Source organism: Streptomyces venezuelae (assembly GCF_008642275.1).
Classification (GTDB): domain Bacteria; phylum Actinomycetota; class Actinomycetes; order Streptomycetales; family Streptomycetaceae; genus Streptomyces; species Streptomyces venezuelae_E.
Map to the genome: position 1 here is coordinate 2,114,196 of NZ_CP029189.1, position 12,463 is coordinate 2,126,658.

At 68.1% G+C, this 12,463-nt stretch carries 11 protein-coding genes; 2 read left to right on the forward strand and 9 right to left on the reverse strand.

Annotation, left to right across the window (positions count from 1 at the left end; translation table 11 throughout):
• Positions 1-10: 10 nt before the first annotated feature.
• From trpD to DEJ51_RS08975, 5 genes are all read right to left on the reverse strand, one after another.
• The gene (gene trpD, locus DEJ51_RS08955) at positions 11-1,075 is read right to left on the reverse strand and encodes an anthranilate phosphoribosyltransferase (RefSeq protein WP_150257116.1); all 1,065 of its coding nucleotides are present in this window, start codon (positions 1,073-1,075) and stop codon (positions 11-13) included.
• A gap of 163 nt (positions 1,076-1,238) precedes the next feature.
• The gene (locus tag DEJ51_RS08960) at positions 1,239-2,864 is read right to left on the reverse strand and encodes a cytochrome b (protein WP_150257117.1); all 1,626 of its coding nucleotides are present in this window, start codon (positions 2,862-2,864) and stop codon (positions 1,239-1,241) included.
• A complete protein-coding gene (locus DEJ51_RS08965) occupies positions 2,861-3,919 on the reverse strand; it encodes a ubiquinol-cytochrome c reductase iron-sulfur subunit (protein WP_150257118.1) in 1,059 nt (352 codons plus the stop codon). The genes DEJ51_RS08960 and DEJ51_RS08965 overlap by 4 nt, the downstream gene beginning before the upstream one ends.
• Complete coding sequence (locus DEJ51_RS08970; RefSeq protein ID WP_150257119.1) at positions 3,916-4,725, reverse strand: c-type cytochrome; 810 nt, start codon at positions 4,723-4,725, stop codon at positions 3,916-3,918. The genes DEJ51_RS08965 and DEJ51_RS08970 overlap by 4 nt, the downstream gene beginning before the upstream one ends.
• Before the next feature lie 76 nt (positions 4,726-4,801).
• Positions 4,802-5,422 carry a heme-copper oxidase subunit III gene (locus DEJ51_RS08975; protein ID WP_150257120.1) on the reverse strand — a complete coding sequence of 207 codons (621 nt, stop codon included), beginning with the start codon at positions 5,420-5,422 and terminating at the stop codon, positions 4,802-4,804.
• Between the two features lie 199 nt (positions 5,423-5,621).
• On the opposite strand from DEJ51_RS08975, the gene DEJ51_RS08980 reads away from it, so the two are divergent.
• Entirely contained in the window at positions 5,622-6,023 is a 402-nt protein-coding gene (locus DEJ51_RS08980) for a hypothetical protein (protein WP_150257121.1), read from the forward strand.
• 117 nt (positions 6,024-6,140) lie between these two features.
• Here the strand turns inward: DEJ51_RS08980 and DEJ51_RS08985 are convergent, their stop codons facing one another.
• The 4 genes from DEJ51_RS08985 to coxB all read right to left on the reverse strand — a co-directional run bounded on the left by DEJ51_RS08985 (position 6,141) and on the right by coxB (position 10,612).
• Positions 6,141-7,388 carry an Ig-like domain-containing protein gene (locus DEJ51_RS08985; protein ID WP_150257122.1) on the reverse strand — a complete coding sequence of 416 codons (1,248 nt, stop codon included), beginning with the start codon at positions 7,386-7,388 and terminating at the stop codon, positions 6,141-6,143.
• Positions 7,389-7,515: 127 nt separating this feature from the next.
• Entirely contained in the window at positions 7,516-7,914 is a 399-nt protein-coding gene (locus DEJ51_RS08990) for a cytochrome c oxidase subunit 4 (RefSeq protein WP_053692942.1), read from the reverse strand.
• Positions 7,911-9,641 carry a cytochrome c oxidase subunit I gene (gene ctaD / locus DEJ51_RS08995; RefSeq protein WP_030731132.1) on the reverse strand — a complete coding sequence of 577 codons (1,731 nt, stop codon included), beginning with the start codon at positions 9,639-9,641 and terminating at the stop codon, positions 7,911-7,913. The genes DEJ51_RS08990 and ctaD overlap by 4 nt, the downstream gene beginning before the upstream one ends.
• A complete protein-coding gene (gene coxB, locus DEJ51_RS09000; RefSeq protein WP_150257123.1) occupies positions 9,638-10,612 on the reverse strand; it encodes a cytochrome c oxidase subunit II in 975 nt (324 codons plus the stop codon). The genes ctaD and coxB overlap by 4 nt, the downstream gene beginning before the upstream one ends.
• A gap of 283 nt (positions 10,613-10,895) precedes the next feature.
• Here coxB and DEJ51_RS09005 point away from each other — a divergent pair, with 283 nt between their 5' ends.
• Entirely contained in the window at positions 10,896-12,275 is a 1,380-nt protein-coding gene (locus DEJ51_RS09005; protein ID WP_150257124.1) for a cysteine desulfurase/sulfurtransferase TusA family protein, read from the forward strand.
• The last annotated feature ends 188 nt before the right edge of the window (positions 12,276-12,463 follow it).

Here is a 12,463-nt window from a genome sequence, read left to right on the forward strand (position 1 = left end):
CCTCACAGGGCTACGCGTTGCTGGCCGTCACCCAGCGCTCCAGGGCGGCCCGCGCCGCACCCGAGTCGATGGACTCCGCCGCACGGGCGGTACCGGCCGTGATCTGCTCCTCCAGGCTGCCCGTGCCGGGGTCGAGGGCCACCAGGGCGGCCGCCGAGTTCAGCAGCACGGCGTCACGGACCGGGCCGGTCTCGCCCGCCAGCAGGCGGCGGGCCACGTCCGCGTTGTACGACGGGTCCCCGCCGGCCAGGGCGGAGACGTCGACCAGGGAGATGCCCACGTCACGGGGGTCGAAGCGCTGCTCGTCGACCTTGCCGTCGCGGACCCACCAGACGCGCGAGGTCGAGGTCGTGGTCAGTTCGTCCAGGCCGTCGTCACCGCGGAAGACCAGCGCGGACGAGCCCCGCTCGGCGAGCACGCCGGCGATGATCGGGGCCATCCGGGGGTCGGCCACGCCGGTCGCCTGGGCGCGCACCCGGGCCGGGTTGGTCAGCGGGCCCAGCGCGTTGAAGAAGGTCCGGATGCCCAGCTCCTTGCGGGCTGCCGCGACGTGCCGCAGGGCCGGGTGGAACTTCACGGCGAAGCAGAAGGTGATGCCGGCCTCCTCGGCGACCTCCACGACCCGTTCCCGGCTCAGCTGGAGATTGACGCCGAGCTTCTCCAGGACGTCCGAGGAGCCGCTCGCGGAGGACGCGGCCCGGTTGCCGTGCTTGACGACCTTGGCGCCGGTGCCGGCCACCACGACCGCCGACATGGTGGAGATGTTCACCGTTTTGGCCCCGTCGCCGCCGGTGCCGACGATGTCCACCGTGCGGCCCGGCACCTCGATCAGGTTGGCGTGCGCGTACATCGCCCGTACGAGGCCGTTGATCTCCTCGACGGTCTCCCCCTTGGCCCGCAGCGCGACCGTGAAGCCGGCGATCTGGGCGTCGGTGGCCTCCCCGCGCATGATCCGGTCCATGGCCCAGGCGGTGTCCTCCGCGCGCAGGTCCCGGCCCGTCAGCAGGGCGTCGAGAACGCCCGGCCAGCCACGGGCCGCCACGCTGTCGCCGCCTGCCGGGGTCGCAACGTTCATGGTCCGCTCCTGCTGTCGGTGGAGGATTCCACACTGATCGGTCAGGGATCAGCCTATCCAGCCCCGGTTACGGCAAAGAGCCCCGTCCAGACACTGGACGGGGCTCTCGCCGTGGCGACACCAGGACTGACCGGAATCAGTCCCTCATGCGTTCATACGGGGATCAGTGGTGGCCGTGGCCGGACTGGATCTCCTTGTATTCCTCCACCGTGGGCTTCGGAATCTGGTTGCCCTCACCGTAGAGGCCCTGGCTGAGCTTCGCGCGCAGCTTCTCGGTGGCCTTCACCTTGCGCTCGACACCGTTCTCGTCGACCGTCGGGCCGATCTCGACCGGCTTGTACTGCTCGTGCGCGGTGAGCGTGTGGAGCTTGCCCTGCGGGAGCGGCTCGTGGACCTCGACGAACTCGCCGTGCGGCAGGCGCTTGATGATGCCGGTCTCGCGACCGTGCAGCACCTTGTCGTGGTCACGACGCTGCAGACCGAGGCAGATCCGCTTGGTGACGATGAACGCCAGCACCGGGACGACGAAGAAGCCGATCCGGACGAACCACGTGATCGAGTTGATCGACAGGTGGAAGTACTGGGCGAACATGTCGTTGCCGCCGCCGATGAGGAGCACGATGTACTCCGCGATCCAGGCGACACCGAAGGCGGTGCGGGTCGGGACGTTGCGCGGGCGGTCCAGGATGTGGTGCTCGCGCTTGTCGCCGGTGACCCAGGACTCGATGAACGGCCAGACGGCGATCGCGCCGAGGACCAGCGGGAAGAGCAGCAGCGGGATGAACACGCCCAGGACGAGCGTGTGGCCCCACAGGTTGATCTCCCAGCCGGGCATGGCTCGGATCAGGCCTTCCGGCATACCCATGTACCAGTCGGGCTGCGCACCGGTGGACACGTGGTCCGGGCGGTACGGGCCGAGCGCCCAGATCGGGTTGATCGAGGCGATCGCCGCGACGGCCGCGATGACACCGAAGACCAGGAAGAAGAAGCCTCCGGCCTTGGCCATGTAGACCGGCAGCAGCGGCATGCCGACGACGTTGTTGTTCGTCTTGCCGGGGCCCGCGTACTGGGTGTGCTTGTGGTAGAAGACCAGGATCAGGTGGGCCACGAGGAGGCCCATCATGATGCCGGGCAGCAGCAGGATGTGCACCGAGTAGAACCGTGCGACGAAGTCGCCGCCCGGGAACTCGCCGCCGAACAGGAACATCGACAGGTACGTGCCGACGACCGGGACGGACAGGATGGCGCCCTGCATGAAGCGGACACCGGTACCCGAGAGCAGGTCGTCCGGCAGCGAGTAACCGGTGAAGCCGGTGAACATGCCGAGGACCAGCAGCAGGAAGCCGAAGATCCAGTTGATCTCACGGGGCTTGCGGAACGCGCCGGTGAAGAAGACGCGCATCATGTGCACGATCATCGCCGCGACGAAGATCAGCGCCGCCCAGTGGTGGATCTGACGGATCAGCAGGCCACCGCGGACGTCGAAGCTGATGTCCAGGGTCGAGGCGAAGGCCTCGGACATCATGACGCCCTGCATCGGCACGTACGAGCCGTGGTACACGACCTCGTTCATGCTCGGGTGGAAGAACAGCGTCAGGTACACACCCGTGAGGATGATGATGATGAAGCTGTAGAGGCAGATCTCACCGAGCATGAAGGACCAGTGGTCCGGGAAGATCTTGCGCATGTTGGCCTTGGCGAGGCTGTAGATGCCCAGGCGGCCGTCCGCCCAGTCCGCTACCCGCTCGCCGGCCGGCGCTTTGCGCTCGTTGTTGTCGCTGGTGCTCATCCGCGCTCCCAGAATGCAGGACCGACGGGCTCTTCGAAGTCGCCGAGCGCTTCGAGGAAGCCTTCGTCATTCACACCGATCCGCAGCTGCGGAAGCGCGTGACCGGCCGGGCCGAAGATGACACGGGCGCCGTCGGAGAGGTCGAAGGTGGACTGGTGGCACGGGCAGAGCACGTGGTGCGTCTGCTGCTCGTACAGGCTGATGGGGCAGCCGACGTGGGTGCAGATCTTGGAGTAGGCCACGATCCCGTCGTGGGACCACTCCAGTTCCTTCTTGTCCTTGATGTCGTCCGGCTGGATACGGACGATCATCAGGGCGGCCTTGGCGATCTGGACCTGGAAGTCGTGCTGCTCCTCCTCCAGGCCTTCCGGCATGGCGAAGGTGAGCGAACCGACCAGGACGTCCTCGGGACGCAGCGGCTCCATCGTGTTCTGGTTGATGAGCAGCTTGCCCTTGGCCCACAGGGTCTTGCGCAGCTTGTCCTCGGGCAGCGGGCCCAGGTCGCGCATGATCATGACGGCGGACAGCGGCAGCATGGCCAGCGCGCCCAGCATCGTGTTGCGGATCAGGGGACGCCGGCCGATGCCGGACTCGTTCGCACCGTCGGCGAAGTCCTGCAGGACCTTGGCCTTGACCTCCGCCGGGGCGGCGATCTCGTGGCGCTCGTCGGCGACCTCGACGTCGGACATCAGGGTGCGGGCCCAGTGGACCGCGCCCGCGCCGATGCAGAAGAGGGCCGTACCCAGGGTCATGCCCAGGGAGAAGTTGAGCGCACTGACCTTCCCGATGGGGAAGATGTAGACGATCTTGTCGACCGGGAAGATCACGTAGGACGCGATGAAGCCGATCGTGGCCAGCATCGACAGCGTGAAGAGCATCGCGACGGTGCGCTCGGAGCGCTTCGCCGCCCGCTCGTCGATGTCCTGGATGCGGGGCTTGTGGACCGGCAGGCCCGGGTCGGCGAACGGGTCGTCCGCGACCGCTACGCCACCGTGGTGGGCGTCGCCCTGCTCGCTCGGCAGGTGCTTCTCTTCGGGAATCTCTTGGCTACTCATGACTTCTTGGCCTTAGCGGTGTGGGCCGCGACCCAGACGGCGACAGCGATCAGCGCACCCAGGGCGAAGATCCAGCCGAACAGACCCTCGGAGACGGGGCCGAGGCCACCGAGCTTCAGGCCGCCGGGGCTGGTCGACTTCTCGCCGTTCACGTTCTGGAGGTACGCGATGATGTCCTTCTTCTGCTTCTCCGGCATGGTGCTGTCGGGGAAGGAGGGCATGTTCTGCGGGCCGGTCTGCATGGCCTCGTAGATGTGCTTCGGCGAGACACCCTCAAGGTTGGGGGCGTACTTGCCGTTCGTCAGCGCGCCGCCCTCGCCGGTGAAGTTGTGGCACTGCGCGCAGTTGTTGCGGAAGAGCTCACCACCGTTGGCGATGTCGGCGCCCGCCGGGTCGTACTGCTTCGCGGTCGGCGTGATCGGACCGGCGCCGAGGGACGCGATGTACGCGGCCAGCTGGTCGATCTGCGCCTGCTCGTAGATGACGGGCTTCTTCGGCACCTGGGCGCCGGGCTGCTGGGCGGGCATGCGGCCCGTGCTCACCTGGAAGTCGACGGCCGCGGAGCCGACGCCGACCAGGCTCGGGCCGTCAGAGGAACCCTGACCGCCGGTTCCGTGGCAGCTTGCGCAACCCACGGCGTAGAGCTTCTTGCCCTCCTCGATGGCGAGGGACTGGGCGGTTTCATCGGCCTGCGCCTTGCCCGCGGGGGCGAAGGCGGCGTACAGCCCCCCAGTGGCCGCCAGCGCGAGGAGTAGAACGACGACCGCCGCCAGCGGATGGCGTCGTCGTGCGGAGAGCTTTTTCACGGATTACCCCGGTGTCAGGATCTTCTGCGTCGGTGTGTCTGGATGGAGTGCCGGGTCTTGCCCGGTGACGTGTTCGCTACTTGATCAGGTAGATCGTCGCGAAGAGGCCGATCCAGACGACGTCGACGAAGTGCCAGTAGTAGGACACGACGATGGCCGACGTGGCCTGTTCGTGGGTGAACCTCTTGGCCGCGTACGTCCGGCCGAGGACCAGCAGGAAGGCGATGAGACCGCCCGTCACGTGCAGCCCGTGGAAGCCGGTGGTCAGGTAGAACACCGAGCCGTACGGGTTGGACGAGAGGGACAGGCCCTCGTGCTTGACCAGCTCGGTGTACTCGAACACCTGGCCGCCAATGAAGATCGCACCCATGACGAACGTGATGATGAACCACGTCCTGAGCTTCTTCACGTCACCGCGCTCGGCGGCGAATACGCCGAGCTGGCAGGTGAGCGAGGAAAGCACCAGGATCGTCGTGTTCGTCGCCGAGAAGGGCAGGTTCAGGGCATCGGCCTGTTCCGTCCAGAACTCGGGACCCATCACGGATCGCAGGGTGAAGTACATCGCGAAGAGGGCCGCGAAGAACATCAGCTCGGAACTCAACCAGATGATGGTTCCGACGCTGACGAGGTTCGGCCGGTTGACCGTCGGGTGCGCGTGCCCGGTATCTACTGTCGTTGCTGTCGCCACGACCGACATTATGTCGGTCGCTTATCCCGCCCTCACCCCGGGGGGTGCCGTTCGGAGTGTCAGGGGCGTGTGCAAGGCCCGAACGGCCCATCAGATGCGTCCCCTGCGGGGTCGCCCGCGACATGTTCGAACCGATGTTGACGGCGCACCGGGAGGAGTAGCATCCCGCGCAACATCAACGTGATTCACGGCCACGTGGAGGAACGAAATGCGGGCGACTGCGCGGGTTCTGGTCTACAGCGACGACGCGGGCACCCGGGAGCAGGTGCGGCTGGCGGCAGGACGCAGGCCCGCCGCGGACCTGCCGCCGGTGGAGTTCCTGGAGTGCGCGACGCTGCCGGCGGTCCTGACGGCGCTGGACGCGGGCGGAATCGACGTGTGCGTGCTGGACGGCGAGGCGGTTCCGGCCGGGGGCATGGGCGTGTGCCGGCAGATCAAGGACGAGATCTTCCGGTGTCCGCCGGTGCTGTTGCTGATGGGGCGTCCCCAGGACGCCTGGCTGGCCACGTGGAGCCGTGCGGACGCCGCCGTGACCCTTCCGGTGGACCCGGTGCGGTTCGCGGACACCCTGGCGGGTCTTCTGAGGACCCGTCTGTCCCTGGACGCCTGATACGTCCTACGGGCCCGGTGCGTGCCCGTGTGTGCCCCGCAGGGGCCCGTACGGGTGAACGGGCCGGGATCTTTCCCCCCGGACGGTGTCCGGGGGGAAGGGCCGGCCCGGAGCGGTCTAGACGGTGGGACGCAGGCGGGCCTGGTCGACCGGGCTGCGGCCTTCCTGGGTGCCCTTGAGGAGGGCGCTGCCCTGGCGCCAGTCCTTCCAGTCCATGTTCCAGTCGCCGAAGCCGTTGCCGAAGACGTCCATGTCGTCGCCGATGCTGTTGACCACCTGGACGATGTCGCCCTCGGTGATGTTTTCGTAGAACCAGGCGGCGTTGCCGGTGCTCATGCCGGTGCAGCCGTGGCTGACGTTCTCGTAGCCCTGGGAGCCGACGGACCACGGGGCGGCGTGGACGTATTCACCACTCCAGGTGACGCGGGTGGCGTAGTAGACGGGCAGGTTGTAGTACTCGCTGCCGCCGATGCCGACGGTGTCGCCGCGCATCTGTACGAAGTACTGCTTGCCCAGCACCACCTTGATGCCGTTACGGGTGGAGAAGCCGGGCTTTCCGGTGGTCACCGGAATGGTGTTGATCACTTCTCCGTTGCGCTTGAACGTCAGGTAGTGCGACGAGGCGTCGGTGGTGACCTCGACCCGGTCCCCGATCTCCAGCTTCACCGGCTTGGCGACGGCTCCGTGGAGCTCGTCGGTGATCCTGACGCCCTCCAGGTTGCTCCGTACGGAGACGGCCGAGTTGGCGGGCCAGTAGTCCTTGGGCCGGTAGTGGAGGTTCTTGTCGTCCACCCAGTGCCAGGCGCCCTCGACTCCGGGCGGGGCGTCGACGACGAGGCCGCGTTCCACGATGGCGCGGGCGGCCTTGTCCTGGACGGGCTCGCTGAGTTCGGCGGTGATGGGCTGGCCGACGCCGTACTTGCCCTCGTCCGGGCCGAACTCGACCTTCAGGATCCCCTTGGACGGGGTGGTGTCGAAGGTGAGCGTGCGCTGCCCGGGGGCGCCCCGCTCGTCCTCGGTGCTCACGGTGACCGTGTAGCGGACGCCTGAGGCCATCGGGGTCGTGCTGTGCCAGCGGTCCCCCTTGGCGCTCAGTTCGCCCGCCAGGCGGCGGCCGTGGGTGTCCACGGCCAGCACGTCGGTGATCCGGCCGCCACCGCTCTTGGCGGTGATCTCCAGGGGCCGGTCGGGGTTCACGGGGCGGCTGCCGGCGCTCTGGTTGAAGGCGACCTGATCGCCCGCGTCGTACGGGCGGGCTGACAGCGGGTTCTTGTCGCCGGACCCGCATGCGGTGGCGCCGGCCCCGAGGGACGCGACCAGCAGGGAGCAGCTGAGTACCGTCCAAAGACGCGGTGAGTGCTTCATGGAGCCAACGCTATGAAGATATGACAATTCCGGCGCGCGGGGTGACTGCAAACGAGGGGCCCGGGCCCTCCTGGAGGAGGTGCCCGGGCCCCGGATGCGGCGCTGCGCGGCCGCGAACGTGCTGCTGCTACTGGTTCTGGTTCTCACCGCGGTAGTACTCGTACACCCAGCCCCACAGGCCGATCATGATGATCGGGGCCGAGAAGTACATGAGCCACCAGCCGAAGATGACGCCCATGAACGCGAGCGCACCGCCGATGCCCAGCGAGAGCGGCTGCCAGCTGTGCGGGGAGAAGAACCCCAGCTCGCCCGCCTCGTCGGCGACGTCGGCCTCCAGGTTGTCCTGGGCCATCTCGTCGACACGCTTGGCCGTGAAGGCCAGGTAGTAGCCGATCATGACGCTCAGGCCGAAGGCCAGGAAGAGCGCGGTGGTACCGACGGGCTCCTTCGACCACACGCCGTACACGACGGCCATGATCAGGATGAAGAAGGAGAGCCAGAGGAACATCTTGCCCTGGATCTTCACTTGTCGGCCTCCTTGCCGCCGGTGACGGCCTTGGCGGCGACGCTGTGGTCCTCGAGGTGGTCGAGGGCCGCGATCTCAGGGTGGTGCAGGTCGAACGCCGGGGACTCGGAACGGATCCGCGGCAGGGTGAGGAAGTTGTGCCGCGGCGGCGGGCAGGACGTCGCCCACTCGAGCGAACGGCCGTAACCCCACGGGTCGTCGACCTCGACCTTCTTGCCGTACTTGGCCGTCTTCCAGACGTTGTACATGAACGGCAGCATCGACAGGCCGAGCACGAACGAGCTGATCGTCGAGATCGTGTTCAGCGCGGTGAAACCGTCGGCGGCGAGGTAGTCCGCGTAACGACGCGGCATGCCCTCGGCTCCGAGCCAGTGCTGCACCAGGAAGGTGCCGTGGAAGCCGATGAACAGCGTCCAGAACGTCATCTTGCCGAGGCGCTCGTCCAGCATCTTGCCCGTGAACTTCGGCCACCAGAAGTGGAAGCCGGCGAACATCGCGAACACCACGGTGCCGAAGACGACGTAGTGGAAGTGCGCGACGACGAAGTACGAGTCGGAGACGTGGAAGTCCATCGGGGGCGAGGCCAGGATGACGCCGGTCAGACCACCGAAGGTGAAGGTGACCAGGAAGCCGATCGTCCAGAGCATCGGGGTCTCGAAGGACAGCGAGCCCTTCCACATGGTGCCGATCCAGTTGAAGAACTTCACACCGGTCGGTACCGCGATCAGGAAGGTCATGAAGGAGAAGAACGGCAGCAGCACACCGCCGGTGACGTACATGTGGTGGGCCCACACGGTCACGGAGAGGCCGGCGATCGCGATCGTCGCGGCGATCAGGCCGATGTAGCCGAACATCGGCTTGCGGCTGAAGACCGGGATGATCTCGGAGACGATTCCGAAGAACGGTAGCGCGATGATGTACACCTCTGGATGCCCGAAGAACCAGAAGAGGTGTTGCCACAGCAATGCGCCGCCGTTCGCGGCGTCGAACACGTGCGAACCGAACTTGCGGTCGGCCTCCAGCGCGAAGAGCGCGGCGGCCAGCACCGGGAAGGCCAGCAGGACCAGGACACCGGTCAGCAGCACGTTCCAGGTGAAGATCGGCATGCGGAACATCGTCATGCCCGGAGCGCGCATGCAGATGATCGTGGTGATGAAGTTGACCGAACCGAGGATCGTGCCGAAGCCGGAGAAGGCCAGACCCATGATCCACATGTCGGCGCCGATGCCCGGTGAGCGGACGGCGTCCGACAGCGGGGAGTAGGCGAACCAGCCGAAGTCGGCGGCGCCGTTCGGCGTGACGAAGCCGGCCACCGCGATGGTCGAGCCGAAGAGGTACAGCCAGTACGCGAACATGTTCAGCCGCGGGAACGCCACGTCGGGCGCGCCGATCTGCAGCGGCATGATCCAGTTGGCGAAGCCCGCGAAGAGCGGGGTGGCGAACATCAGCAGCATGATCGTGCCATGCATGGTGAACGCCTGGTTGAACTGCTCGTTCGACATGATCTGCGTGCCCGGACGAGCCAGCTCGGCGCGCATGAAGAGCGCCAGCAGACCGCCGATGATGAAGAACACGAACGACGTGACCAGGTACATCGTGCCGATGGTCTTGTGGTCGGTCGTGGTCATCCACTTCACGACCACGTTGCCCGGCTGCTTGCGCCGTACCGGCAGCTCGTTCTCATACGAGTCGGCGGCGGCACCCTGGGATTCGTTGAGGATGCTCACAGTTTGTTCACTTCCGCATTCCGGGCCGGGTCGCTCTGCTGGATACCGGCCGGGAGGTAGCCGGTCTGACCCTTCTCCGCCAGATCCTTCAGGTACGCCCGGTAGTCCTCAGGGGAGACCACCTTGACGTTGAAGAGCATCCGGGAGTGGTCGACGCCGCAGAGCTCGGCACACTTGCCCATGAAGGTGCCGTATTCGGACGGGGTGACCTCGAAGACGTTGGTGTGGCCCGGAATGACGTCCTGCTTGAACAGGAACGGGACCACCCAGAAGGAGTGGATCACGTCGTTCGACGACAGGATGAAGCGGACCTTCTCGCCCTTGGGGAGGACCAGGGTCGGACCCGGGTTGCCCGTCTGGGGGTTCCGGTCGCCCGGGACACCCTTCTGGTAGACGCCCTCGGCGCCCGCCGGGAAGTCCTTGGTGAAGCGGTCCGGGAGGGAGGCGAGCTCCTTCGGGACCGCGCCCGCCTTCGGGGTGGCCGCGTCACCGTCGACGTTCTCGACGTAGTTGAAGCCCCAGCTCCACTGGAAGCCGATCACGTTGATCGTGTGCGGCGGCTTCGGGGTGAGGGCCAGGAGCTTCGACTCGTCACGAGCGGTGAAGTAGAAGAGCACCGAGACGATGATCAGCGGGACCACGGTGTACAGCGCCTCGATGGGCATGTTGTACCGGGTCTGCGCGGGGACCTCGATCTTCGTCCGGCTGCGCCGGTGGAAGATGACGCTCCAGATGATCAGGCCCCACACGAGGATGCCCGTGACCAGCGCGGCCGCCCAGGATCCCTGCCACAGGGAGAGGATGCGCGGCGCCTCCTCGGTTACCGGAGTCGGCATTCCGAGGCGGGGGAAGTCTTTCCATGTATACGAGCAACCAGTGGCGGTCGCCAGGACCACGCCCGCAGTCAGCGCCTGCAGCAGCTTCCGCCGCATCGGGCGCCGCGGCGAGCGGTCGGAGCCGTAGGGACTCACGTAGCGCCTTCCCGAGAGTCTCGGCCCGCGCGGCCGGCCGCGGCCGTGTTCGGGTCGGTCGCCGGCCCTGACGCAGGCAGGGGTTTGGATGTTTATGCGGACCAAACCCTACTGGACGCTATTTGGGGTCGCGCGGGGAGGGTGCCCAACGCGCCGCTACTGCCCCCGAAGGGATGGATCCGCCGTCCGGGGGACGGCGCGAATGGCCCTGAATGGCGGGCTCCGGAGCACATCTGACGCCCCCTGACCTCGAACGCTCCGGGCCCCGAGTTAGCGTGACCGGATGCCGTACTTCGACAGCGCGTCCGCCGCTCCCCTGCACCCCGTGGCCCGCCAGGCGTTGCAGGCCGCCCTGGACGAGGGCTGGGCCGATCCCGCCCGGCTCTACCGGGAGGGCAGGCGCGCCCGGCTGCTGCTGGACGCGGCGCGGGAGGCCGCAGCGGAGGCGGTGGGATGCCGGGCCGACGAGCTCGTGTTCACTCCTTCGGGGACGCACGCGGTTCACACGGGGGTGGCGGGTCTCCTCGCGGGGCGCCGGCGCGTCGGAAGTCATCTGGTCGTATCGGCGGTCGAACACAGTTCTGTATTGCACGCGGCCGAGGTGCACGAGGCGCGCGGCGGGTCGGTGACCGAGGTCCCGGTGGACCGGTGGGGCGCGGTCTCGTCCGCCGACTACGCGCAGGCGCTCGCCCCGCAGACCGCGCTCGCCTGCCTCCAGTCGGCCAACCACGAGGTGGGCACCGTCCAGCCGGTGGCCGAGGTGGCCGAGGTCTGCGGGGCGGCCGGGGTGCCGCTGCTGGTGGACGCGGCCCAGTCGCTGGGCTGGGGTCCGGTGGAGGGCGCCTGGTCCGTGCTGGCCGCGAGTGCGCACAAATGGGGCGGCCCGCCCGGAGTCGGCCTGCTGGCCGTCCGCAAGGGGGTGCGCTTCTCCCCCCAAGGCCCGGCGGACGAGAGGGAGTCGGGGCGTTCCCCCGGTTTCACGAACCTGCCCGCGATCGTGGCCGCGGCGGCCTCCCTGCGGGCCGTACGGGCCGAGGCGGACGCGGAGGCGGCCCGGCTGCGGGTCCTGGTGGACCGGATCCGGCGGCGGGTGGTGCGGCTGGTCCCGGACGTGGAGGTGGTGGGCGATCCGGAGCGGCGGCTGCCGCACCTGGTCACCTTCTCCTGCCTGTACGTCGACGGGGAGACCCTGCTGCACGAGCTGGACCGGGCCGGCTTCTCGGTCTCCTCGGGCTCCTCGTGCACGAGCTCCACGCTGACCCCCAGTCATGTGCTGCGGGCCATGGGTGTGCTGTCGGAGGGCAACGTACGGGTGTCCCTGCCGCCGGGGACTCCGGCGGAGGAGGTCAACGCGTTCCTGGAGGTGCTGCCGCGCGCGGTGGCGGACGTACGGGAACGGCTCGGCGTGGCGGAGCCGGCGGCGGTGGCGCCGGTGGCGGACTCCCTGGAGCTCGACGCGCTGGGACTGCGGTGTCCGCAGCCGGTGATCGAGCTGGCCCGGGCCATCGTGACGGTTCCGGTGGGCGGGACCGTCACGGTCGTCTCCGACGACGAGGTGGCCCGGCTGGACATCCCGGCGTGGTGCGCGATGCGGGGGCACGACTACCTGGGCGAAGCCCCCCGCCCCGCCGGCACCGCCTACACGGTCCGCCGAGCCACCTGACCCCGCCGGGCCATCTTCAGCCTCGCCGGCGTTTGAGGCGCGGGGTCTGGGGCGGAGCCCCAGGGAACCCGGCTCCGCCGGGCACCGGGCTCCGCCCGGACCCTCCCCCAGCTACCGCTGGGAGGTGCCCCCTGCTCAAACGCCGGCGAGGCTAGAGGTGCCCGGCGCAGCCCGGAGAGGGGGTCCGG